This window comes from Noviherbaspirillum soli, from assembly GCF_015352955.1.
GTDB lineage: Bacteria > Pseudomonadota > Gammaproteobacteria > Burkholderiales > Burkholderiaceae_D > Noviherbaspirillum_A > Noviherbaspirillum_A soli.
In genome coordinates this window covers 63,274-84,522 of record NZ_JACYOX010000023.1, presented here as the reverse complement: position 1 = coordinate 84,522, position 21,249 = coordinate 63,274, and the positions used below count along the sequence as shown (strand labels likewise).

Annotated in this window: 24 protein-coding genes; 16 read left to right on the top strand and 8 right to left on the bottom strand. The window is 66.9% G+C overall.

Annotated features, from left to right (window positions below; genetic code table 11):
• Positions 1-85 precede the first annotated feature (85 nt).
• Positions 86-502, top strand: a complete 417-nt coding sequence (locus tag IGW04_RS16290; RefSeq protein ID WP_194714139.1) for a hypothetical protein — start codon at positions 86-88, stop codon at positions 500-502.
• A 62-nt stretch (positions 503-564) separates the two neighbouring features.
• Here IGW04_RS16290 and IGW04_RS16285 read toward each other — a convergent pair whose 3' ends face one another.
• Together IGW04_RS16285 and IGW04_RS16280 are read right to left on the bottom strand one after the other, a co-directional pair.
• Complete coding sequence (locus IGW04_RS16285) at positions 565-1,671, bottom strand: malate/lactate/ureidoglycolate dehydrogenase (protein WP_194714138.1); 1,107 nt, start codon at positions 1,669-1,671, stop codon at positions 565-567.
• 331 nt (positions 1,672-2,002) lie between these two features.
• Positions 2,003-2,944 carry a MerR family transcriptional regulator gene (locus IGW04_RS16280; RefSeq protein WP_194714137.1) on the bottom strand — a complete coding sequence of 314 codons (942 nt, stop codon included), beginning with the start codon at positions 2,942-2,944 and terminating at the stop codon, positions 2,003-2,005.
• Positions 2,945-3,217: 273 nt separating this feature from the next.
• Between IGW04_RS16280 and IGW04_RS16275 the strand changes: the two genes are divergently transcribed.
• The 8 genes from IGW04_RS16275 to IGW04_RS16240 are packed head-to-tail and all read left to right on the top strand — an operon-like array spanning position 3,218 to position 10,209.
• Positions 3,218-4,582, top strand: a complete 1,365-nt coding sequence (locus IGW04_RS16275; protein WP_194714156.1) for an NAD(P)/FAD-dependent oxidoreductase — start codon at positions 3,218-3,220, stop codon at positions 4,580-4,582.
• Positions 4,579-5,355, top strand: coding sequence for a DUF1365 domain-containing protein (locus IGW04_RS16270; RefSeq protein WP_194714136.1), 777 nt, complete (start codon positions 4,579-4,581; stop codon positions 5,353-5,355). Before IGW04_RS16275 ends, IGW04_RS16270 begins: the two co-directional genes overlap by 4 nt.
• 14 nt (positions 5,356-5,369) lie before the next feature.
• Complete coding sequence (locus tag IGW04_RS16265; protein WP_228527136.1) at positions 5,370-6,581, top strand: SAM-dependent methyltransferase; 1,212 nt, start codon at positions 5,370-5,372, stop codon at positions 6,579-6,581.
• Between the two features lie 23 nt (positions 6,582-6,604).
• Complete coding sequence (locus IGW04_RS16260; protein WP_194714134.1) at positions 6,605-7,168, top strand: chalcone isomerase family protein; 564 nt, start codon at positions 6,605-6,607, stop codon at positions 7,166-7,168.
• Complete coding sequence (locus tag IGW04_RS16255) at positions 7,165-8,439, top strand: MFS transporter (RefSeq protein ID WP_194714133.1); 1,275 nt, start codon at positions 7,165-7,167, stop codon at positions 8,437-8,439. The genes IGW04_RS16260 and IGW04_RS16255 overlap by 4 nt, the downstream gene beginning before the upstream one ends.
• A complete protein-coding gene (locus tag IGW04_RS16250) occupies positions 8,436-8,981 on the top strand; it encodes a DUF3833 domain-containing protein (RefSeq protein WP_194714132.1) in 546 nt (181 codons plus the stop codon). Before IGW04_RS16255 ends, IGW04_RS16250 begins: the two co-directional genes overlap by 4 nt.
• Complete coding sequence (locus tag IGW04_RS16245; protein ID WP_194714131.1) at positions 8,978-9,754, top strand: SDR family NAD(P)-dependent oxidoreductase; 777 nt, start codon at positions 8,978-8,980, stop codon at positions 9,752-9,754. The genes IGW04_RS16250 and IGW04_RS16245 overlap by 4 nt, the downstream gene beginning before the upstream one ends.
• A gap of 11 nt (positions 9,755-9,765) precedes the next feature.
• Positions 9,766-10,209, top strand: coding sequence for a nuclear transport factor 2 family protein (locus tag IGW04_RS16240; RefSeq protein ID WP_194714130.1), 444 nt, complete (start codon positions 9,766-9,768; stop codon positions 10,207-10,209).
• Between the two features lie 7 nt (positions 10,210-10,216).
• On the opposite strand, the gene IGW04_RS16235 is transcribed toward IGW04_RS16240, so the two are convergent.
• Both IGW04_RS16235 and IGW04_RS16230 read right to left on the bottom strand, forming a co-directional pair.
• A complete protein-coding gene (locus IGW04_RS16235) occupies positions 10,217-10,969 on the bottom strand; it encodes a CBS domain-containing protein (protein WP_194714129.1) in 753 nt (250 codons plus the stop codon).
• Between the two features lie 175 nt (positions 10,970-11,144).
• On the bottom strand, positions 11,145-11,441 hold the full coding sequence (locus tag IGW04_RS16230) for a hypothetical protein (protein WP_194714128.1): 297 nt from the start codon (positions 11,439-11,441) through the stop codon (positions 11,145-11,147).
• A 182-nt stretch (positions 11,442-11,623) separates the two neighbouring features.
• Here IGW04_RS16230 and IGW04_RS16225 point away from each other — a divergent pair, with 182 nt between their 5' ends.
• On the top strand, positions 11,624-13,075 hold the full coding sequence (locus IGW04_RS16225; protein WP_194714127.1) for a DEAD/DEAH box helicase: 1,452 nt from the start codon (positions 11,624-11,626) through the stop codon (positions 13,073-13,075).
• Between the two features lie 314 nt (positions 13,076-13,389).
• Here the strand turns inward: IGW04_RS16225 and gluQRS are convergent, their stop codons facing one another.
• Both gluQRS and IGW04_RS16215 read right to left on the bottom strand, forming a co-directional pair.
• Positions 13,390-14,268 (bottom strand): tRNA glutamyl-Q(34) synthetase GluQRS, encoded by an 879-nt coding sequence (gene gluQRS / locus IGW04_RS16220; protein WP_194714126.1) that lies wholly within the window; start codon positions 14,266-14,268, stop codon positions 13,390-13,392.
• On the bottom strand, positions 14,265-15,188 hold the full coding sequence (locus tag IGW04_RS16215; RefSeq protein WP_194714125.1) for a LysR family transcriptional regulator: 924 nt from the start codon (positions 15,186-15,188) through the stop codon (positions 14,265-14,267). Before IGW04_RS16215 ends, gluQRS begins: the two co-directional genes overlap by 4 nt.
• Positions 15,189-15,305: 117 nt before the next feature.
• Here IGW04_RS16215 and IGW04_RS16210 point away from each other — a divergent pair, with 117 nt between their 5' ends.
• The 4 genes from IGW04_RS16210 (at position 15,306) to IGW04_RS16195 (ending at position 18,625) form a co-directional block, all read left to right on the top strand.
• The gene (locus IGW04_RS16210; protein WP_194714124.1) at positions 15,306-16,004 is read left to right on the top strand and encodes a pirin family protein; all 699 of its coding nucleotides are present in this window, start codon (positions 15,306-15,308) and stop codon (positions 16,002-16,004) included.
• A 114-nt stretch (positions 16,005-16,118) separates the two neighbouring features.
• Entirely contained in the window at positions 16,119-16,598 is a 480-nt protein-coding gene (gene nudB / locus IGW04_RS16205) for a dihydroneopterin triphosphate diphosphatase (protein ID WP_194714123.1), read from the top strand.
• Positions 16,599-16,616: 18 nt separating this feature from the next.
• Positions 16,617-17,411 carry an endonuclease/exonuclease/phosphatase family protein gene (locus IGW04_RS16200; RefSeq protein ID WP_194714122.1) on the top strand — a complete coding sequence of 265 codons (795 nt, stop codon included), beginning with the start codon at positions 16,617-16,619 and terminating at the stop codon, positions 17,409-17,411.
• A gap of 50 nt (positions 17,412-17,461) precedes the next feature.
• A complete protein-coding gene (locus IGW04_RS16195; protein WP_194714121.1) occupies positions 17,462-18,625 on the top strand; it encodes a phospholipase D-like domain-containing protein in 1,164 nt (387 codons plus the stop codon).
• Between the two features lie 15 nt (positions 18,626-18,640).
• Here the strand turns inward: IGW04_RS16195 and IGW04_RS16190 are convergent, their stop codons facing one another.
• Both IGW04_RS16190 and IGW04_RS16185 read right to left on the bottom strand, forming a co-directional pair.
• Positions 18,641-19,345, bottom strand: coding sequence for an anti-sigma factor (locus tag IGW04_RS16190; protein WP_194714120.1), 705 nt, complete (start codon positions 19,343-19,345; stop codon positions 18,641-18,643).
• Positions 19,342-19,920, bottom strand: coding sequence for a sigma-70 family RNA polymerase sigma factor (locus IGW04_RS16185; protein WP_228527135.1), 579 nt, complete (start codon positions 19,918-19,920; stop codon positions 19,342-19,344). Before IGW04_RS16185 ends, IGW04_RS16190 begins: the two co-directional genes overlap by 4 nt.
• Positions 19,921-20,069: 149 nt before the next feature.
• On the opposite strand from IGW04_RS16185, the gene IGW04_RS16180 reads away from it, so the two are divergent.
• Together IGW04_RS16180 and IGW04_RS16175 are read left to right on the top strand one after the other, a co-directional pair.
• Positions 20,070-20,444, top strand: coding sequence for an RNA-binding S4 domain-containing protein (locus tag IGW04_RS16180; protein ID WP_194714119.1), 375 nt, complete (start codon positions 20,070-20,072; stop codon positions 20,442-20,444).
• A gap of 189 nt (positions 20,445-20,633) precedes the next feature.
• Complete coding sequence (locus IGW04_RS16175; protein ID WP_194714154.1) at positions 20,634-21,239, top strand: TetR/AcrR family transcriptional regulator; 606 nt, start codon at positions 20,634-20,636, stop codon at positions 21,237-21,239.
• Positions 21,240-21,249 lie beyond the last annotated feature (10 nt).

Below are 21,249 nucleotides of genomic sequence, written 5' to 3'. Positions count from 1 at the left end.
GCTGCGATAATAATCGTCGTTTAGCGAACACGCGCCGCATCAGCCTCGTCTGCATCTGATCAACCTGTTTTGAAAAGGACTTTCCATGTTCAAGCCTTTAGCCACCGGATTTCTGGCCGTCAGCCTGCTGTTTTCCGCTTCCGGTTGCACCACGCTCGCCGATGCCCGCGCCGGGCAGGGCACGGGCGAGGTGCGCGTCTACGATGCCTCCTGGGACAAGGTGTGGAACACGATTCCCGTGGTGCTGAAGGATCTGGGCCTGAAGGAAGAGGGCTATCACAAGGGAACGGGCTATGTGGTGGCGCAAAGCACGCTGCCCATGCTGAGGTCGCTGCCCGGCGTGGGCGTGGGCGAGAATATCGCCATCTTCGTCGACAAGGCCGACAGCCCGAACCGGACCAAGGTGGAAGTCGTGGCAAAGAACAAGTTCTCGGTCGATGCCTTCGCCAACAAGTGGGAAGGCAAGGTCCACGAGCAGCTGGCCACCAGGCTGGCGCGCTGATCTCTCAGGCAGCCGGGACACCGGCTGCCGACCTCGTCAGGCGCGGCGCCATCGGCGCCGGCTCAGCCGGCCGCAACGCCCGCCAGTTCCCCGATCCGGGCATCCGTCATGCCCACCGCGCGCGCGGTGTCGCTGATCTGCTTCCATGTTGCCTTGTCCACCGGCGTGCCATGCGCGCTGCGCTCGGCCCGCCGCGTCAGTTCCGGTTCGCCCGGCAGCAGCACCTCGTCCACCCCTTGCGCCCGCCGCGACGCCTTGAGCCAGGCGATGAAGGCGTCGGCCTCGCCCTCGGCATCGGGCGCGTCGAAGGCGGCCGGGCTGACGATGACGGACATCATGCAGTTGATGATGGCGCTGTTGGTCATCAGCGTGTCGTCATGGGTGGTGAAGCCGCCGGACAGCGCGCCGGCAAAGATCTCGCACATGGCGGCCATGCCATAGCCCTTGTGGCCGCCGAAAGGCAGCAGGCAGCCGCGCGGGTCTTCGTGCACGACGCGCGGCTCGTTGCTGGGCTGGCCGGTGTGGTCGATCAGGCTATCGGGCGGCACCTGATGCCCCTTGTTGTAGGCCACGCGGGTCTTGCCGAAGGCGATGCGGCTGGTGGCGAAGTCCAGCACCAGCGGCGGCTTGCCGGCGCGCGGGAAGGCGGCGCAGAACGGGTTGGTGCCGATGCGCGCATCGATGCCGCCAAAGGCCGCCACCAGCGGGTCGCCCGCCACGTTGACGAAGTGGAAGGACACCATGCCGGCCTGCGCGCACTGCTCGGCCCAGTGGCCGATGCGGCCGATGTGATGGGCATTGCGCAGCCCCACCGCGCAGATGCCGAGCTGGCCGGCGCGGGCAATGCCGGCCTGCATCGCTTCATAAGCCACCACCTGGCCGAAGCCGCGTCCGCCTTCCACCGTCAGCACCGCGCCGGCATCGCGCGCGATCTGCGCATGGGCGTTGAGCTTGAGCTCGCCGTCCTGCAGCGAACGCAGGTAGCGCGGAATCATGCCGACGCCATGCGAATCATGGCCTGACAGATTGGCCTGCACCAGATGGTCGGCCACCAGCCGCGCTTCGGTCGGTTCGCTGCCGGCCTGTTCCCATAGCGCGCAGACCAGCGCATGCAGGCGGCTGGCGTCGATCAGGATCTCGGTTCCGGCGGAAGTGTCCTTGGCATTCATCGTTTATGTCTCCTTGTTTGTTATGACGTACGCGGCGCCGGCTTAGGCGTCGCGGCAGGGCATCATAGAGGGGGAAACAGCGCAGCGGCAAGCCGGTGCCGGACGTGCTTGATCAAACCGGAGCGCTTGCGCCGGCAGTGACAGTGATCTGGAGAGGGTGCGAGGCACTGCAAGCCGGACGGACGGCGAGCGCCAGGTGCGGCAATGGGAATTCCGCGTGCCTGGCGCATCTGGAACGGCGCGGCATTCTGTTGCGCGGACCGCCGGCACGAGGCTCATACGCTGACGGAGAAGGGGCTCGGCCGCTCGCTGTTTGAAGAGAGCGGCTTGCTCAGGCGCCAGCCGTGATATCGCCCGCGCGGGCGGCGCGCCAGGCGGCAAGCGCTTCCTGCGCATGCTGTATCGACGGCAGCACCCGCACGCCGGCCTGCGGCTGCAGCCGCTCGACGCCGGCGCCGCCTGCCCAGAGTTCGACGCTGTCCGGCAACAGCGCGCGCAATTGCGCCATTTGCGGCGCCACCTGGCGCGATGCATAGGCGCCGGAAAACGAGAGCGCCACCACGTCTGCCTGCTGCGCCCGCGCCGCCATCGCGATGTCGAACAGCGGCGTCTGGATGCCCAGCGAGATGCAGGAAGCGCCGTCCAGCGCCATCAGGGCTTCCACCATCAACAGGCCCAGCCCATGCTGCTCTTCGGGCACCGTGGTCAGCAGGATGCGCGGACTGCCGGCCTGCTGCGCCGGCAGGGTGGCGATCGCCTGGCGCAGCAGGGCCTGCACCTGTTCGGTGTACAGGTGCTCTTCAAAGATTTCGAATTCCCCGCTCATCCATGCCTCGCCCACCGCCCGGTTCAATACCGGCAGCGTCTGGATGACGAAGTCCTGCAGGCCCTGGCGCAGCATGGCCTGGTTGAGGGCGCTGCGCAGCTGCGGCACGTCGTGGCCCTTCACCAGCGCCAGCAGTTGCTGCAGCAAGGGGTCGGCGGCTGTCGGCTGCCGTACCGGCGCGGCTGCCGCCGCGCCCAGGGCCTGCAATTCTTCCTCGCTGGCAGCCATCAGGCGCCCCGGGCGGTGGCCCTGGTCCATCAGGCGCTTCAAAAGCCGCAGCCGGTCGACCTGGACGGCCGGGTAGAGCCGTTCGCCATGGGCGTCGCGATCCGGCCTGGGAAAGCCATAACGCCGTTCCCAGACGCGCAGGATGTCCTTGGACAATCCGGTTTCCCGCTCCGTCGCCGTAATGCCTAGTGCCGGTCGCATCTGCTGTGAAGAACTCATTTTGTCCTGGACAAATTGTTGACAAGAAATTGGGGCGTGTCTATATTAGCCAGCGTCAGCATTGTTGTCCATGACAAAAAAATTCCGGCGTACAGGCTTTTGCATCCGAATGCTTGCTCCAGCCGTATAAAACTCCGAACACCCTTCGCCTTCCGTGCCGTCCAGTGCCCGGAAGCGATGAACAATGGCTGCCGTTCTGTTTTGTCATGGACAAATCGGGCAATAAAGACAAGACGATGAAGTGAAACACAAGGAGCAAGCATGGAATACGCGATGCCAGACCGGGCGGCTGACGCCGGGAACAGGACGGTAGAAGCCAAAGGCGGCCGCAGGCGCATTGCCGTGGTGGGCGCCGGCATCTCGGGGCTGGCAAGCGCGTGGCTGCTGTCGCAGCGGTACAAGGTGACGCTGTACGAGGCAGGCAATTACCTGGGCGGCCATACCAACACGGTGGATGTGAAGGTCGATGGCATCAGCCATCCGGTCGACACCGGCTTTCTGGTCTTTAATCACCACACCTATCCCAACCTGACCGCGATGCTGGACCATCTCCAGATCGACAGCGTGGCAACCGACATGTCTTTCGCGGTCAGCCTGGACCAGCCTGACCTGGAATGGGCCGGCAGCAGCCTGGGCACGGTGTTCGGGCAGAAGCGCAACCTGGTGAGGCCGGCTTTCTGGCGCATGCTGGCCGACATCCTGCGCTTCAATCGCCACAGCGTGGCCTGGCTGGAAGCGCATCCGGAGAGCCGCATGACGCTGCGCGACTTCCTGCGCGCCGGCGGCTATTCCCGGGCCTTTGCCGACTGGTACCTGCTGCCCATGGCGGCCGCGATCTGGTCCTGCCCGGCGGGACAGATGCTGGACTATCCGCTGGCGACCTTCGTGCGCTTCTGCCGCAATCATGGCCTGCTGCAGGTGTTCGGCCGACCGCAATGGCGCTCCATCGTCGGCGGCGGCAGGGAATACGTGCGCAAGCTGGCGGCTGGCATCGGGCATATCCGGCTGGCTACGCCGGTGCGTCAGGTGCGCCGGGTGGAATTCGGCGCGCTGGTCGAGACCGACCATGACTGCCGGCTGTTCGACGACGTGGTGCTGGCCTGCCACAGCGATCAGGCGCTGGCGCTGCTGGGGGCAGATGCCAGCGCCGACGAGCGCCGCCTGCTGGGCGCGATCCGCTACCAGCCCAATCGCGCCGTGCTGCATACCGACCCGCGCCTGCTGCCGCGCGACCGCGCGCTCTGGTCGGCCTGGAATTACCAGGCCGCCAGCGACGCGTCCGGCGCGGCGCCCGTGGGCGTGTCCTATCTGATCAACCGGCTGCAGCCGCTGCCTTTCGACACGCCGGTCATCGTGACCCTGAATCCGCGCCGCGAGCCGGCTGCGCACACCGTGCTGGCGGAGTTCGATTATGCCCATCCGCTGTTTGACAGCGCCGCCATTGCGGCCCAGGAGGAACTGGCGCTGCGGCAGGGGCGTGATGGCATCTGGCTGTGCGGCGCCTGGAATGGCTACGGCTTCCATGAAGATGGCCTGAAGTCGGCGCTGCGGGTGGCCAATGCATTCGGCTGCTATGCGCCGTGGCAGGAAGGCGCGGCGATGCAATCCGCCCCGGCGGAACGGGCGCGCGCGGCATGAAGCCGGCGGCGCGGCTGTTCATGGGGCAGGTGATGCACCGCCGCCTGCGGCCGGTGGCCAATCGCTTCGTCTATCCGGTCTGCTTCTGCCTGCTGCCGCTGTCTGCGCTGGAAGCCAGCGCCAACCGTCTGTTTTCCATCAACCGCTTCAATCTGCTGAGCTTTCATTACGCCGACCATGGCGCGCGCGACGGCAGCCATCCGCTGCCATGGATACGCGCGCTGCTGGCGCAGTCGGGCCTGCATGCCGACGGCGAAATCTGGCTGCAATGCTTTCCGCGCATGCTGGGCTTCGTGTTCAATCCGGTCAGCTTCTGGTTCTGCCATGCGGCCGATGGCACGCTGGTGGCGGTACTGGCCGAGGTCAGCAACACCTTTGGCCAGCGCCATCGCTACCTGCTGGCGCACGCCGCCGGCAGGGCGCTGGCCGAGGGTGAGACGCTGCAGGCGGCCAAGACCTTCCATGTCTCGCCGTTTCTGGCGCTGCAGGGCCACTATCGCTTCCGCTTCTATGCCCGCAGCGTCGATCACGCGCCGTTCTGGCGGCTCGCGCGCATCGAGCATGCCGATGACGCCGGCGACCTGCTCCATACCGCCATATCCGGCCAGGCCGTGGCGCTGGACGCGGCAGGCGTGCTGCGCGCGACGCTGCGCTATCCCTTCATGACGCTCCTGATCGTGCTGCGCATCCACTGGCAGGCACTCAAGCTGTGGCGCAAGGGCGCGCCATTTTTCCGCCAACCTTCTTCTCCGCTCAACGACAAACAACCATGACCATTCCGGAACAAATGCTCAGCCTGCCCGCCGCCATCGGCGCGTTGCCGCGTAGTGCTGCCGTGCTGCTGAAGATGCTGGAAAACATCCGCCACGGCAGGCTGGACATGCGCCTGCCGGATGGCGGGCACTGCTGCTTCGGCGACGACCAGGCCGGGCCGCATGCGCATATCGAGATCACCGACTGGCGCCTGTTCGACGAGGTGCTGGCGCGCGGCGACATCGGCCTGGCCGAGTCCCATATCGCCGGCGACTGGCACAGCCCAGACCTGGCCGCCCTGCTGACGCTGCTGGCGAACAACCGCGAAGCGCTGGCCAAAGCGGTCTATGGCCAGTGGTGGCGCCTGCTGGCGGCGCGCCTGCGCCATCTGGTCCGCGACAACAGCCGGGCCGGCTCGCGCCGCAACATCATGGCCCACTATGACCTGGGCAACGACTTCTACAGCCTCTGGCTGGATGCCACGATGAGCTATTCCAGCGCGCTGTATGAAGGCGATGCCGCCAGGCCGCTGGCCGAGGCGCAGCTGGCCAAATACCGCCGCATCCTGCAGCGCCTCGGCGCCTCGCCCGGCCAGCGAATACTGGAAATCGGCTGTGGCTGGGGCGGCTTCGCCGAAGTGGCGGCGCGCGAGGCGGGTGTCGAGGTGGTGGGCGTGACGCTGTCGCCGGCCCAGCTGGAGTATGCGCAGGCCCGGATGCGGCGCGCCGGCCTGGAAGGCCAGGCCAGGCTGCTGCTCTGCGATTACCGCGACCTCGGCGGCGAGCAGTTCGACCATATCGTGTCGATCGAAATGTTCGAGGCGGTTGGCGAGCGCTGGTGGCCGTCCTATTTCAATGCGCTGCGGCGCCTGCTGAAGCCAGGCGGCCGCGCCGTGGTGCAGAGCATCACCATCCGCGACGACCTGTTTGCCCGCTACCGGCGCGGCACCGACTTCATCCAGCAGCATGTCTTCCCCGGCGGCATGCTGCCCAGCCCGTCGGCCTTCGCCGGGCAGGCCAGGCGCGCCGGGCTGGCACTGACCCACAGCCATGCCTTCGGCCCGGACTATGCGCGCACGCTGGCCGCATGGGCGCAGACCGTGGAGCAGCGCTGGACCGAGATCGCCGCGCTGGGCTTCGACGAGCGCTTCCACCGCATCTGGCGCTTTTACCTGGCGTACTGCGAAGCCGGCTTCGACAGCGGCTGCACCGATGTCATCCAGTTCGAGCTGCGGCACGCAGCATGAATGGCTGGCGGGCAGGGCTCGGCATGCATAGGCGCGCGCCATGGCGCCATGCGGTGACGGCTGCCGTCGCGGCCTGTGCGCTGCTGTGCGCGGCCGCGCCGGCGCTGGCGCTGCCCGATGCCGTCCGTGACAACCCTGGCGTTGCGCCCGGCGCCTGGACCCGCTGGGGCAGCGGCGAAATGCGCTGGCTGGGCATTGCCTTGTACCAAGCCACGCTGTTTGTGGCAGGCAATGATGCGGGGGAGGCGCCGCTGGCACTGCGCCTGGAATACCGGCGCGACATTCCCGGCGCGCGCCTGGTGCAGGCGAGCATGGAGGAAATGCGCAGGCTGGGCGCCGACCCGGCCCGGCTGCCCGAATGGGAGGCGCAGCTGCAGCGCCTGTTTCCCGACGTGCAGAAGGGAGACACCATCACCGGCGTGCGCATGCCCGGCCAGGGCGTGCGCTTCTTCCATCAGGACCGGCTGCGCGGCGAGTTGGCCGATGCCGAATTCGGCCGCTGGTTCTTCGCCATCTGGCTGCACCCGGACAGCCGCAGCCCCGGCTTGCGCAGCCAGTTGCTGCAACCGCCGCGCAAGCCGTCATGAGCGCCGCCGCGCCCGGCCTGCGCCAGACCCTGTGCTACGGCGCGCTTGGCCTGCCGCTGGCGATGGCGGCCCTGCCGCTGTATGTGCACCTGCCGCAGCGCTATGCGCAGGCCGGACTGTCGCTGGAACTGCTGGGCGGGCTGCTGCTGGCGGCGCGCCTGGCCGATGCCGGCGTCGACCCGCTGCTGGGCGCCTGGACCGACCGCATGCGGCGGCGCGGCCCGCCGCTGGCGCTGGCGCTGGCAATGCTGGCCGGCGGCCTGTTCGGCCTGATGCATCCGCCGGCACAGGGCGCCGCGGCCTGGCTGCTGCTGTTCATGCTGCTGACCTTCTTCGGTTTCTCGCTGGCGACCATCGTCCATCAGAGCTGGGGCACGGAAGTCGGCGGCACTGCCGCCGGGCGCACCCGCCTGACCGCCAGCCGCGAAGGTTTTGGCCTGCTTGGCATATTGCTGGCGGCGGCGCTGCCGGGGCTGCTGTCGGCCGACCTGGCGCGCGGCCTGTCGCTGCTGGCCTGGCTCTATCCGCTGCTGGTGCTAGGCGCCGCGCTGCTGGCCTGGCGCGGTGCGCCGACGCTGCCGCGGCGGGACGCCGTGGCGGTGCAAGCACCCCTGGTCGCGGGCATGGGCCGGGCATGGCGCAACCCGCGCTTTGCGCGCCTCCTGGCGGTGTTTGCCGTCAATGGCATTGCCGGCGCGCTGCCGGCCACGCTGGTGCTGTTCTTCGTCGCCGACGTGCTGGGCGCGCCGCAATGGAGCGGGCCGCTGCTGGCCCTGTATTTCCTGGCCGGCGCGCTGGGCCTGCCGCTGTGGGTCAAGCTGGCGCGGCGCCTGGGCCGCATGCGCGCCTGGACCCTGGGCATGCTGCTGGCGGCGGCCACATTCACCGGCACGCTGGGCATCGCCGCGGGCGATGTGCAGTTGTTTGCGCTGGTATGCCTGCTGTCGGGCCTGGCGCTCGGCGCCGATCTGGCGCTGCCGGCGGCGCTGCTGGCCGACATCGCCGAGGCTGACGCCGGCGAGCGGCAGGCGCCTGGGGCGGGGGCCGGCGCCTATTTCGGCTGGTGGAACCTGGTCGCCAAGCTCAATCTTGCGCTGGCCGCCGGCATCGCATTGCCGGCGCTGGCATGGCTGGGTTACCAGCCCGGCAGCACCGGGCCGGCTGCCCGCGCCGCGCTGACGACCGCTTATTGCCTGTTGCCGCTGGCGCTCAAACTGCTGGCCGCCGCGCTTGCGTGGCGCTGGCGCACACTACTGGAGATCCGGACATGAAAAAACTGCTTGCCATTGCTTCGCTATGCCTTCTGCTGGGCGGCTGCGCCGGGGTGCCGGTGTCGCATTACCAGGCGGCCCAGCCGGTGCTGGACCTGCCCCGCTATTTCAACGGCACCGTGGACGGCTGGGGCATGTTCCAGTCGCGCTCGGGCGAGGTTGTCAAGCGCTTCCATGTGGTGATCGAGGCCAGCTGGGCCGAGCGCGACGGCCGGCAGGTAGGCACGCTGGATGAACACTTCAGCTGGTCCGACGGCACCACGTCGCGCCGGGTATGGACCATCAGCCGCGACGGCGAGCGCGGCTTCATCGGCCACGCCGACGATGTGGTGGGCCCGGCGCGCGGCGAGACCGCGGGCAATGCGCTGCAATGGCGCTATGTGCTGGCGTTGCCGGTCGATGGCAGGGTATGGAATGTGGATGTCGATGACTGGATGTTCCTGGTGGACGAGAAGGTGATGCTGAACCGCTCGGCGGTGAGCAAGTTCGGCATCCATGTCGGCGACGTCACCCTGAGCTTCATGAAGCGGCCGGCGCCATGAACGCGGCGATCACGGACTGGCGCGGCAAGCGGGTCTGGCTGCTGGGCGCGTCCAGCGGCATCGGCGCGGCGCTGGCGCGCGCCTTGCTCGCGCGTGGCGCCAGGGTAGCGCTGTCGGCGCGCAAGGAAAGCATGCTGCAGCAGCTTGCCGGCAATGCGCCCGATGCCGCCGATGCGCTGGTGCTGCCATGCGACGCCGCCGATCCGGCCAGCCTGGCGCGGGCCTCTGCCTTCCTGATGGATCGCTGGGGCGGTGTCGATGTGGCGGTCTATCTCGCCGCCGACTATCAGCCGATGCGCGCCTGGGAGCTCGATCTCGGCGTCGCCAGCCGCATGATAGCCATCAACCTGCGCGGCGCCGTCGCCTTTGCCGCCTGCCTCATGCCCTGCCTGCTGCGGCAGGGGCAGGGCCAGCTGGCTTTCGTCGCCAGCGTGGCCGGCTACGGCGGCCTGCCGAAGTCCCTGATCTATGGACCGACCAAGGCAGCACTGATCAATTTCGCCGAAACCCTGTACCTGGACCTGGCGCCGAAGGGCGTGGGGGTACGGGTGATCAATCCGGGCTTCGTCGCCACGCCGCTCACCGCCGGCAACGACTTCTCGATGCCGGCGCTGATCACGCCGGAGCAGGCGGCGCAGGCAATACTCAAGGGCTATGCCGGCACCGCGTTCGAAATCGATTTTCCGCGCCGCTTCACGCTGCCGATGAAGCTGCTGTCGCTCCTGCCGTACCGCTGGTATTTCCCGCTGGTGCGGCGCATTACCGGACTGTGAGGGAAGCACCCATGGATGCCGCGCAGGCGCTGGCCAGGCTGGCCGACTATTTCGAGACCATGACGCCGGAAAGCGTGGGCCGCATCGGCGACTACTATGCGCCCGACGCCCGCTTCAAGGATCCGTTCAACGACGTGCGCGGCGTGCCCGCGATACGGCAGGTGTTTCATCACATGTTCGGCCAGGTCGGGCAGCCGCGCTTCATCGTCACGGAACGCATCGGCGGCGAGGGCGGCGACGGGAGTGCGGTACTGCTCTGGCAGTTCCACTTCACCGCCCGCTTCGGCCTGCGGGAACGGCCACAGAGCATTCATGGCGCCTCGCATCTGCGCTTCGATGGCGCCGGCCTGGTGGTGCTGCATCGCGACTACTGGGACGCCGCCGAAGAGCTGTATGCCAAGCTGCCGGTGCTGGGACCGCTGATGCGGGCATTGAGCAGGAAGCTGGCCGCCTGAGCCGCGTTCAGGCGCCGCGCTGTCCCGGCGCCGGCTGGTCCGGCTGATCCGGTTCGGGTGGCGCCTCCACCACCATTCCGCTGGTCGGCTCGCACCAGATCAGGTGGTCATGCACGGCGGTGACGCCCGGTATGTTGCGCGCCGCCACGCACAGGGCCTCGCGCTCCCGTCCGTCGAGGATGGTGCCGTACAGATGCACCTCGCCGTCTTGCACCGCCACATTGAGCATCGAGCGCGGCGCCCAGGCGCTCGCCGCCAGTTCCGTTTCCAGCTGCTGGCGTATCTGCTCGTCGGACGGCGATACCGCTGGCAGCGAGGGCGCTGCCAGCGCCAGGGCGCGCAGCAGATTGGCGCGGGTGATGATGCCGACCAGCCGGCCGTCTTCCAGCACCGGCACGCGCTTGATGCGCTGCTTCTCCATCATTTCCACCACCTGCTGCAGCGGCATGTCGGGGGTGGCGTAATGCAGGCTCTCGCTCATTGCATCGGCCACGGTGCGGCCATGGGCATGGGTGTATTCGGCGGCCAGCTTGCCTGGCCCGACCAGGAATTCCAGCCAGCGCGGACGACGCCGCTCCGTGCCCAGTTCGCTGCGCCGCAGCAGGTCGCCTTCGGTCAGCATGCCGACCAGCGCGCCGTTCTCGTCCGTCACCGGCAGGCCGCTGATGCCATGCTCCAGCATGGTCGCGATGGCTTCCTTGAGCGCGCTGTCGCGCCTTACCGTGATGACCCGCCTGCTCATGATGTCCTGTGCTTTCATGGGTTGCCTCCGTGGATGCGGCCCGGCCAATCGGCCGGGCATGGCCCATGGTAAGGAAAAGTCTTGTTGAAAAAACGAAGGCGGATCAAGAAAGCGCGTATCCGGCCGGTTTTGATGTGCTCCGGCCAGCTTCCGCGTTCCGGGCAGGCGCGGCGGGACGGCGTGGATTGCGTCGCTATTGCTGCGCCGACGCGCCGACCACCGCCGCTTCCAGTTCGGCGACCGCGGCGGCGATATCGGCCCGGCCGGGCATGCGGTCGAAGGCCACTGCCCAGGTCCAGCCGTCATCGCGGGCTTGCAGGAAGGCGTAGGAGCTGGCGGGCAGCGGGCCGCTGCGCTGCAGGATGGTCACGCCGCTTTCGCTGCGCGCATCCCAGCCCGGTGAATAGGGCGAATCGGCCAGGCGCTGGTCGCGGCTGGCCGGCAGCGCTGCGCCGGCAAGGAAAGATGGACGCTCGCAGGCTGTATGCATGAGGCACCTTTGGGGGGATCGGAAGCGAAGGTGGCGGGCAAGGGCAAGCAATGCCCGCGGTGGCGCCGCCGGGCTCAGTGGCGCGTCCGGCTTAAGCGTTCATCAAATCGCGGTATAATCCGACGTTCCCTACTTTTCCCATCTTTTGGTGCAGTTCGCTTGCTCCGGAACCCACCCACACCATGTCCGACATTCAGTCTGCAGCCGCGCAAACCCCCGCGGCATCCATCCGCTTTGAAGATTTCGGCCTGTCGCCAGACATACTGAAAGCGCTCGCCGAGCAGGGCTACGCGCACCCGACGCCTATCCAGGCGGCGGCAATCCCGGTCGTGCTGCAAGGGCGCGACGTGATGGGCGCTGCCCAGACCGGCACCGGCAAGACCGCCGGCTTTTCCCTGCCCATCATCCAGCTGCTGCTGGCCCATGCCAGCAGCAGCGCCTCGCCGGCGCGCCATCCGGTGCGGGCGCTGGTGCTGACGCCCACGCGCGAACTGGCCGACCAGGTGGCGGAAAACGTCAAGGCGTATTGCCGCTTCACGCCGCTGCGCTCGACGGTCGTGTTCGGCGGCGTCGACATGACGCCGCAGACGGCCGCCCTGCGCGCCGGCGTCGAGATCGTGATCGCCACGCCGGGCCGCCTGCTCGACCATGTGCAGCAGAAGACCATCAGCCTGTCGCAGACCCAGATCCTGGTGATGGACGAGGCCGACCGCATGCTGGACATGGGTTTCCTGCCGGACCTGCAGCGCATCATCAACCTGCTGCCCAAGGAACGCCAGAACCTGATGTTCTCGGCCACCTTCTCGCCGGAAATCAAGAAACTGGCGTCGAGCTTCCTGGACGACCCGGTCACCATCGAGGTGGCGCGCAGCAATGCCACCGCCGAGCGCGTCACCCAGACCGTCTACAAGGTAGCCGAGGATGACAAGCGCGATGCCGTGCTGCACCTGATCCGCGGCCGCGACCTGAAGCAGATCCTGGTGTTTTCCAATACCAAGATCGGCGCCTCGCGCCTGGCCCGCCACCTGGAGCAGGAAGGCGTGAAGGCGTCCGCCATCCACGGCGACAAGACACAGAACGAGCGCATGGCCGCGCTGGAAGCCTTCAAGAACGGCGGCGTCGACGTGCTGGTGGCAACCGACGTGGCCGCGCGCGGGCTGGACATTTCCGACCTGCCGTGCGTGATCAACTATGACCTGCCCTATAACGCCGAGGATTATGTGCATCGTATCGGCCGCACCGGCCGCGCCGGCGCCTCGGGCGATGCGATCTCGCTGTATTCCGACAAGGATGCGCGCCTCTTGCAGGATATCGAAAAGCTGATCCGCGCCAAGCTGGCGCCCGCCGCGCTGGAAGGCTTTTCGCCGCGTCCGCATCACGGCGAGCGTTCGGGCGAGCGCGCCGAGCGCAGGCCGCGCCGCGACGAGGGCGCACGCGAGCAGGGCGGACGCGAATCCCGTTCGGCCGCGCCCCGCAGCAGTGGCTATGCGCCGCGCCGCGAGAAGGTCGATCCCTGGTTCCTGAAGCCCTACGAGCCCAGCCCGTCGGCGCCGCAGCCGGCCAACGAGTCGCAGGAAGCCGCGGCCAAGCCGCAGAAGCGCGCAGCCTTGCTGGGCGGCTTGCCCAAGCGCTGAGCCTGAAGCCGGTCATGGGCGTCGTGCCTGCGCCCCGCTGCGAAGCGGTAGTGCATTCGGCCAGACCGTCCTCATGCCGCCGGCTCCGGTGTGGCGAACGGCGCATCTTTCCTCGTTGCCATGCGCCTGATGCGGCGTAGGGTGGAATCCCCCGCAGGGGCATTGCACCTGTCGTCGATCAAGGTAAAGCTTCCTATATGCCCGTTCTACCGCCGCACGGTGCAATGCCCTTAGGGTATTGCACTCTACGAATCCGGATGCGGCTCTTCCAACGGAAATCTGCCCTGGCCGGTGGATGCCAGTCAGACTGGAAATTAGCCCTTCGCCTGCGCGCCATGGCGGTCGCGCCATAACGCCACCGCCGCCTCCCAGAATTCCGCCACGGTTTCCCTGCGTGGCAGTCCCAGTCCCAGAAAGCCGGCCGCCTGCATCAGTCCCTCCAGCGGGCGGCTGTTGTCCAGCGCCGCCGCGCCGGTCTGCTTGGAGAGTTTCTCGCCGCGCTCGTTCTGCAGCACCGGCACATGCATGGTGCGCGGCGTCGGGTAGCCCAGCAGCCGCTGCAGGTAAATCTGGCGGGCGGTGGAGTCGAGCAGGTCGGCGCCGCGCACCACATCCGTGATGCCGCATTCGGCATCGTCCACCACCACCGCCAGCTGATAGGCCCAGTAGCCATCGGCGCGTTTCAGCACGAAGTCGCCGACTTCGGTGGACAGGTGCTGGCTGACCGGCCCGATCCAGCGATCGTTGAAGCGGATCACCTGGTCCGGCACCCGCAGCCGCCAGGCGCGCGGAGCGCGGCCGGGCGCCAGGCCATGGCGGCACGTGCCCGGATAAACGGCGGCGCCGTCCGACGCCACGCCCAGGCGCGAATCGGCAATCTCGCGCCGGCTGCAGCCACAGGGATAGACCGCATCGCCCAGGCGCTCGAACGCAGCCTGGTACAGCGCCTTGCGCCGGCTCTGCCACAGCGGCTTGCCGTCCCACTGCATGCCATGCGCCTGCAGGCATTGCATGATGGCCTGCGCCGCCTCGGGCAGGGCGCGCGCCTCGTCGATGTCTTCGATGCGCAGCAGCCAGGCGCCGCCGTGGGCGCGGGCGTCCAGGAAACTGGCCATGGCCGCCACCAGCGAGCCCGCATGCAGCGGGCCGGTGGGCGAAGGCGCGAATCGGCCGCGATAAGAGCTTGCATTCATGATGCGGTTTCCAGCAGGCGATGTCTGATGTCGGGCTCGGACAGCTTGGCCAGGAACCATTTCAGGGCCTTGCCGCGGGCGCCGCTGCGCCAGGCCAGGTGGGCGGCGCCGGCCGGCTTGGCCTCGACCGTGCGCTTTTCCACCAGCGCGCCGCTGGCAAGGTAGGGCGCGGCCAGCATGCGCGGCAGGTGGCCGCAGCCGAGGCCGGCCAGTTGCGCGGCCAGCTTGGCCTCCAGCGAGGGCACGGTCAGGGTGTCCTGCCCGGTCAGCAGGCCGGCGGTGATGCCGGGCAGCATGCGCCCGGTGTCGCCGGCGGCCACGGCCCGGTGCCGCTGGATCAGTTCGGCCGGCAGCGGGTCGGGCTCGCCCGCCAGCGGATGGGTCGGCGCTACCGCGAACACCCAGTCGATGCCGCCCAGGAGGCGGGTGCGGAAGTCGCTGCTCATGCGCATGGTTTCCGGGCCGTCGTAGGCGGCGCCGATGGCCAGGTCGGCGCGGTCGGTCAGCAGGGCTTCCCAGACGCCCGACAGCACTTCCGACGACAGCCGCAGCCGGGTGCCCGGCTGCTCGCGGCCGAAATCATCCAGCAGCGGCAGCAGGCGCTGGAACGGGATCACGCTGTCGATTACGATGCGCAACTCCGCTTCCCAGCCGGCGGCCGTGCGCTTGACGCGCTGTTCCAGCGCCTCGGCCGCCTGCAGCAGATGCCGGCCCTGCGCCAGCAGTTCCTCGCCGGCCGAGGTCAGCTGGGCGCGGTGGCCGCGCCGGTCGAACAGCAGTACGTCGAGGTCGTCCTCCAGCTTGCGCACGGTATAGGTCAGTGCCGACGGCACCCGGTCGAGCGCGGCGGCGGCGGCGGCGAAGCTGCCGCGGCGGTCGATCTCGTCCAGGATGCGCAGCGATTCCAGGGTCAGGTTCATCGGGAAAAGAGGTTCAGAAAATTTGAACGAAAGGTACAGCATTATGCCCTTATTCCCATGTCTTCAAAGAGATATAGTGCTTCACATCCAATCAACATCAAGACAAGGAGCGACCAGATGAACCAAGTACGCAAAGCCAATGAACGCGGTCATGCCAACCATGGATGGCTGGACTCCTGGCACAGCTTTTCGTTCGCCGACTACTATGATCCGCAGCACATGGGCTTCGGCGCGCTGCGCGTGATCAACGAGGACCGGGTGGCGCCCGGCAGCGGCTTCGGCACCCATGGCCACCGCGACATGGAGATCATCACCTATGTGCTGGAAGGCGAACTGGGCCACAAGGACAGCATCGGCAACGGCAGCGTGATCCGCCCGGGCGATGTGCAGCGCATGAGCGCCGGCAGCGGCATCCGCCATTCCGAGTTCAACCATGCCAGCCAGGCGCAGACTCATTTCCTGCAGATCTGGATCGAGCCGAACGTGCGCGGCATCGCCCCCGGCTACGAGGAAAAGCGCTTCGACGCCGCCGACAAGCGCGGCCGCCTGCGCCTGGTGGCCAGCCCCGACGGCGCCGACGGCTCGGTCACGATCCACCAGGATGCGCGGCTGTTCGTCGGCCTGTTCAACGGCGACGAGTCGGCTGAACTGACGCTGGCGCCGGGGCGGCGCGCCTATGTGCACGTGGCGCGTGGCAGCGTCACGGCCAACGGCGTGCCGCTGCAGACGGGCGATGCGCTGAAGGTATCGGATGAAGCGCTGCTGACGCTGGCCGATGGCGCCAATGCCGAGGTGCTGTTGTTCGACCTGGCCTGACCGGGGCCACGCCGGGCGCGTTCGCAATAGCGGACGCACCCGGCGGCGCGCCCTCGCCGCATCCCCAAACTTGCCAGGCCGGCTATACTTCTCCCTCCGTCCAATGCCGCCGCCATGCAAGAAAAGCCTTACAAGATTCCCGAATCGGTCCTGGTCGTGATCCATACCGCCGAGCTTGACGTGCTGCTGATCGAGCGCGCGCCCAATCCCGGCTTCTGGCAGTCTGTGACGGGCAGCAAGGACACGGTCGACGAGCCGCTGACACTGACCGCCGCGCGCGAAGTGATGGAGGAAACGGGCATCCTCGTTGCGCAGAATCATCTGCATGATTGGCAACTTTCGAATGTCTATGACATCTATCCGGTATGGCAGCACCGCTATGCGCCGGGCGTGACGCGCAACACCGAGCATGTATTCAGCCTGCAGGTGCCGCGCGACATCCCGGTGACGCTGGCGCCGCGCGAACACCGCGACTACGTCTGGCTGCCCTACCGGGAGGCGGCGGACAAGTGTTTTTCGCCGTCCAACGCGGAAGCGATATTGCAACTGCCGCGACGCATCGCCATGTTGACTATGGAGAGCAGACCGCATTAACGAAAACAGGATCACCTCATGAAGCTGCGCATAGCCACTTACAACATCCACAAGGGCGTGTCGACGATAGGAAGCCGCCCTCGTGTCCATGCGCTCAAGCAAGCCCTGTCGGCGCTGGAAGCCGACGTGATATTCCTGCAGGAAGTGCAGGGCAGGCATGACCTGCTGGCACTGAAGCATGCGGCAAACTGGCCCAGCCAGAGCCAGCATGAGTTCTTCGCCGGCGAGGACAAGCACTGCGCCTATGGCGTGAATGCCGTCTATGACCACGGCCATCACGGCAATGCGCTGGTCAGCAGCTTTCCGATCGCGTCCTCGCGCAACCAGGATGTGTCCGACCATGCCTATGAATCGCGCGGCATCCTGCATTGCGTGGTCCAGTGCAACGATGTCGACGTGCATTGCTACGTGGTGCATCTGGGCCTGTTCGCCGGCAGCCGCAAGCGCCAGACCGATGCGCTGGTCGACGCCGTGTCGTCTTCCGCGCCGCCGGGCGCGCCGGTGATCATCGCCGGCGACTTCAACGACTGGAACAACAAGCTGAGCGACACCCTGCGCGCCGGCCTCGGGGTGACCGAAGTGTTCGACGAGAACCTGTCGCGGCGCGGCTTCGGCACCTATCTGCGCCTTCTGTCCGGCCGCGGCCCCAAGATCCAGCCGGCCCGCACTTTCCCGGCGGCGATGCCGCTGCTGCAGCTCGATCGCATCTACGTGCGCGGCTTCAAGGTGGCGTCGGCCAAGGTGATGCACGGCATCCTGTGGAGCCGCCTGTCCGACCATGCGCCCATCGTCGCGGAGCTTGAGCTGGCATAAGGCAGGGGATGGCGTTGGCGGTGAACGTAACTTATTTCAGGCGGTAATCCATGCGTCCGGTTTCCTACACCGCCAACAACAAGCTGACCCTGCTGCATTGCGGCGCGGAGTTCTTTCCGGAGCTGGAAGCGGCATGCGACAGCGCGGCTTCCGAGATCTACCTGGAAACCTACATCTTCGCGGACGACCCCACCGCGCACCGCATCGAGGACGCGCTGATCCGGGCTGCGAAGCGCCATGTGCGTGTGCATGTGATCACCGACTGGACCGGCACCGGCAACACCCATACCAGGAAGCTCAAGGAAAGACTGCAGGCCGGCGGCGTGCAGCATCGCAGCTTCAATCCCTTCTTCCGGCGCGGCGTGGCGCGCACCCATCGCAAGATTTGCGTGATCGACCGCAAGGTCGCCTTCCTTGGCGGCCTCAACATCAATGACGACTTGATCTCGGACGATGATTCGGCTGCGCCGCTGCCGGCGCCGCGCTGGGACTTTGGCGTGCGCATCACCGGACCGCTGGTGGCCGCCATTCATGAAGAGGTAACGACCCAGTGGGCCAGGCTGGGCAAGCTGGACCTGAAGCAACGCATCGAGCGCATCCGCAAGCTGCGCACCACCCATGTCGAGAACGTCAATGCGCCCGCCTTCGCGGCGCTGGTGGTGCGCGACAACCTGCGCAACCGCCGCACCATACAGCGCGCCTACATGCATGCGCTCGGCCACGCGCGGGAAAGCGCCTGGCTGGCCAATCCGTATTTTGCGCCGGGACGCAAGATGCGCGACGCGCTGTGCCGCGCCGCCGAGCGGGGCGTGGATGTGACGCTGCTGCTGGGCGTGGGACAGTTCAGGATGCAGGACGCGGTGGCGCGCTCCTTCTATCCCAAGCTGCTCGAGCATGGCGTGAAGATCTTCGAATACCAGAAGACCCAGCTGCACGGCAAGGTGGCCGTGGTCGACGATGAATGGGCCACCGTGGGTTCCAGCAACTACGACGGCTTTTCGCTGTTCGTGAACCAGGAAGCCAACATCGTGGTCAAGGATGCGGAATTCGCGCACGCGCTGCGAGACCATATCCGCCATGGCGTCCGGGATGCGGTGCCCGTGCACGCCGAGGAATTCCGCAATACGCCGTGGCACCGGCGGGCCTGGTACGGCACCGCCTTCCTGCTCTATCGCGGCCTGATGCGGCTCATCACCATGGGACGCTATACCTGACGGGCTGGCGCTGTTTCAGATGCGCAGCCAGGCGCCCTTGAACACGATGGGTCCGGTCGGTCCGTCGGCCTTGGGCGAACCGCCCTTGGGTTCGACCGTCACCGCCAGCAGGGCCACCGTGTCGGGCGTCGCATTCGCCGGCAAGGGCAGGGTAATGCTGCCGTCGGCCGCCAAGAGGCCCAGCGAGCGCGGATTGCCCTGTTTCGGCACCGCCCACAGTTCCAGGCTGCGGTCGGCCGCCACTGTCTGCGCCGCCACCAGCTTCACCGTCAGCAGATGGCGGCGGGCGTCGCCCGTGACCACCGCCACCGGCTGCGACTTGTCATCGGCCAGCATCGCAACAAAGGACGGCGGCGCCTGAACGTTCGCCTGCTGCGTCAGCAGCACGGCTGCCAGTACCATGGCCAGCGCGCTGGACGCCAGGCCCAGGCCACGCCAGAAGGAAAGGCTTTCGCGCAGCCGCATCATTAAGCCTGCCGGCCGTGGCGCGATGCCGGTGGCGCGCGCGATGTTGTCCCATACCTGCGGCCGCGGCGCTTCTGCCGGCGCGAACTGCGCCAGCGGGCACAGCCTGTCCTGCCATTGCTCCACCACGCGCCGCATGGTCGCATGATGCGCAAGCAGGGTCTCGAAGCGACGGCGCGCGCCGTTGCGCAGCGTGCCCAGCACATACTCGGCGGCCAGCCTGTCCAGCAGTTCGGGATTGCGCTCGATATTCATGCGCCCTCCAGTCGGGTCAGGCAGGTGCGCAGCCGTTCCAGCCCGCGCCGCACCCAGGTCTTGACCGTGCCCAGCGGCAGCTTCATCTGCTGCGCCACTTCGCTGTGCGACAGGTCATGGTAAAAGGCCAGCGCGATGGCTTGCCGGTGCAGGCCTTCGAGCCGGGAAAAGCAATGCGCCAGCGCCTTGGCCTCTGCATCCATGCTGAGCGCGTCTAAAGGGCTGGGATCGGTGCTTTCGAGGGCTTCCATCACGTCCTTGTCAAAGGTGTCCGCATCGATTTCCACTGTCGCATCCAGGCGGCGCAGCAGGTCGTAGGCGCGGTTGCGCACGATGGTGGTCATCCATGTCATCGGCGCGGCCAGGCCGGCCTGGTAGCTGCCGGCATTGTTCCAGACGCTGACGAAACTCTCCTGCAATACTTCTTCCGCCAGTTCCTTCCTGTTCAATATACGCAGCGCAAAGCCAAACAGTTTCGGCGATGTGGCGTCATAGAGCGCGCGAAAGGCCGCCGCCTCTCTGCGGGCGACGGCGGCCAGTAGGCTTCTGAGCTGTTGCGGATCGGTATTGGACAAGGCGTGTGCCTCCTGAATGGGTGGAAGAGTTGCATGGACGCATCAGACAGCGATTGTACGCATAAACCAATGAGCGCTATTCGCACAAATGATTGAAAATCGCGTAAAAACCGCGATATACAGGGTGGATTAGCTTATGGATCAAAGAGATGACGAATGAAAGTGTACGAATAGACAAGTGGCTGTGGGCAGCCCGTTTCTTCAAGACCCGCAGCATGGCAACCGATGCCGTCGACAATGGCAAGATCAGGCTCAACGGCGACCGCGTCAAGCCGGCGCGAGGCGTCAAGCCGGGCGACCGGGTGGAAGTCGATAACGGTTCCACCGAATGGGAAGTGGTGGTGAAGGAACTGTCCGACGTGCGGCGTGCCGCCAACTTTGCGCAGGCGCTGTACGAGGAGACCGAAGGCAGCGTCGAACGGCGCGCCAAGGCCGCCGAAGACCGCCGCTATTTCCGGGAGCCTGGGGCCGACATCAAGGGCCGTCCAACCAAGCGCGACCGCCGCCTGATCAGCCGCTTCTGACCCGCACAGCGGTCCCATGATGCATTGCCGCATAGAACCAAATCTCTAGAACAGCCACTCTAGGTTGCAGTTTGACATTTAAGAGTGGCTGCATAATAGTACGAACGTTCGCATTCAGTTCGTTTCTGTTCCCATCGTTTTTTACAGGACTCACTGAGTTCCATCATGACTGACACGACACCGAAATTCATGCGCAAGGGCGAACTGACCCGCGCAGCGATCCTTGACGTAGCGCTTGGCCTGGCAAGCCGCGACGGCCTCGAAGGCCTGACCATCGGCCTGCTTGCCGACAAGATGAACATGAGCAAATCAGGCGTATTTGCGCATTTCGGATCGCGCGAAGACCTGCAGATCGAAGTGCTGAAGCTGTATCACCATCACTTCGAGCAGGAGGTGTTCTATCCCAGCATGCAGGAGCCGCGCGGCCTGCCGCGCCTGCAAAGCATGTTCTCGCGCTGGGTCAAGCGGGTGACGATGGAAATCGCTTCCGGCTGCATCTACATCAGCGGCGCGGCCGAGTATGACGACCGGCCGGGCGCGATCCGCGAGGAGCTGGTCGGCATGGTCAGGGCATGGCAGGACGCGCTGCGCCGCTGCGTGGAGCAGGCGGTCGAGTGCGGCCACCTGCGCCCCGATACCGACCCGCAGCAGATGGTGTATGAAATGTATGGCCTGGTGCTGGCGCTGCACCACGATGCACGCTTCATCAAGCGCCCCGGCAGCGTTGGCCGCGCGCAGGTCGGCTTCGACCGCCTGCTCGAAAGCTACCGCGCCGTGGAAGTGGCAAGCCGCTGATGCGACACAG

Excerpts from the sequence above, each read along its gene's own strand:
- IGW04_RS16290 (WP_194714139.1), top strand. The coding sequence starts at position 86 with ATGTTCAAGCCTTTAGCCACCGGATTTCTGGCCGTCAGCCTGCTGTTT.
- IGW04_RS16285 (WP_194714138.1), bottom strand. The coding sequence starts at position 1,671 with ATGAATGCCAAGGACACTTCCGCCGGAACCGAGATCCTGATCGACGCC.
- IGW04_RS16280 (WP_194714137.1), bottom strand. The coding sequence starts at position 2,944 with ATGAGTTCTTCACAGCAGATGCGACCGGCACTAGGCATTACGGCGACG.
- IGW04_RS16275 (WP_194714156.1), top strand. The coding sequence starts at position 3,218 with ATGCCAGACCGGGCGGCTGACGCCGGGAACAGGACGGTAGAAGCCAAA.
- IGW04_RS16270 (WP_194714136.1), top strand. The coding sequence starts at position 4,579 with ATGAAGCCGGCGGCGCGGCTGTTCATGGGGCAGGTGATGCACCGCCGC.
- IGW04_RS16265 (WP_228527136.1), top strand. The coding sequence starts at position 5,370 with ATGCTCAGCCTGCCCGCCGCCATCGGCGCGTTGCCGCGTAGTGCTGCC.
- IGW04_RS16260 (WP_194714134.1), top strand. The coding sequence starts at position 6,605 with ATGCATAGGCGCGCGCCATGGCGCCATGCGGTGACGGCTGCCGTCGCG.
- IGW04_RS16255 (WP_194714133.1), top strand. The coding sequence starts at position 7,165 with ATGAGCGCCGCCGCGCCCGGCCTGCGCCAGACCCTGTGCTACGGCGCG.
- IGW04_RS16250 (WP_194714132.1), top strand. The coding sequence starts at position 8,436 with ATGAAAAAACTGCTTGCCATTGCTTCGCTATGCCTTCTGCTGGGCGGC.
- IGW04_RS16245 (WP_194714131.1), top strand. The coding sequence starts at position 8,978 with ATGAACGCGGCGATCACGGACTGGCGCGGCAAGCGGGTCTGGCTGCTG.
- IGW04_RS16240 (WP_194714130.1), top strand. The coding sequence starts at position 9,766 with ATGGATGCCGCGCAGGCGCTGGCCAGGCTGGCCGACTATTTCGAGACC.
- IGW04_RS16235 (WP_194714129.1), bottom strand. The coding sequence starts at position 10,969 with ATGAAAGCACAGGACATCATGAGCAGGCGGGTCATCACGGTAAGGCGC.
- IGW04_RS16230 (WP_194714128.1), bottom strand. The coding sequence starts at position 11,441 with ATGCATACAGCCTGCGAGCGTCCATCTTTCCTTGCCGGCGCAGCGCTG.
- IGW04_RS16225 (WP_194714127.1), top strand. The coding sequence starts at position 11,624 with ATGTCCGACATTCAGTCTGCAGCCGCGCAAACCCCCGCGGCATCCATC.
- gluQRS (WP_194714126.1), bottom strand. The coding sequence starts at position 14,268 with ATGAATGCAAGCTCTTATCGCGGCCGATTCGCGCCTTCGCCCACCGGC.
- IGW04_RS16215 (WP_194714125.1), bottom strand. The coding sequence starts at position 15,188 with ATGAACCTGACCCTGGAATCGCTGCGCATCCTGGACGAGATCGACCGC.
- IGW04_RS16210 (WP_194714124.1), top strand. The coding sequence starts at position 15,306 with ATGAACCAAGTACGCAAAGCCAATGAACGCGGTCATGCCAACCATGGA.
- nudB (WP_194714123.1), top strand. The coding sequence starts at position 16,119 with ATGCAAGAAAAGCCTTACAAGATTCCCGAATCGGTCCTGGTCGTGATC.
- IGW04_RS16200 (WP_194714122.1), top strand. The coding sequence starts at position 16,617 with ATGAAGCTGCGCATAGCCACTTACAACATCCACAAGGGCGTGTCGACG.
- IGW04_RS16195 (WP_194714121.1), top strand. The coding sequence starts at position 17,462 with ATGCGTCCGGTTTCCTACACCGCCAACAACAAGCTGACCCTGCTGCAT.
- IGW04_RS16190 (WP_194714120.1), bottom strand. The coding sequence starts at position 19,345 with ATGAATATCGAGCGCAATCCCGAACTGCTGGACAGGCTGGCCGCCGAG.
- IGW04_RS16180 (WP_194714119.1), top strand. The coding sequence starts at position 20,070 with ATGACGAATGAAAGTGTACGAATAGACAAGTGGCTGTGGGCAGCCCGT.
- IGW04_RS16175 (WP_194714154.1), top strand. The coding sequence starts at position 20,634 with ATGCGCAAGGGCGAACTGACCCGCGCAGCGATCCTTGACGTAGCGCTT.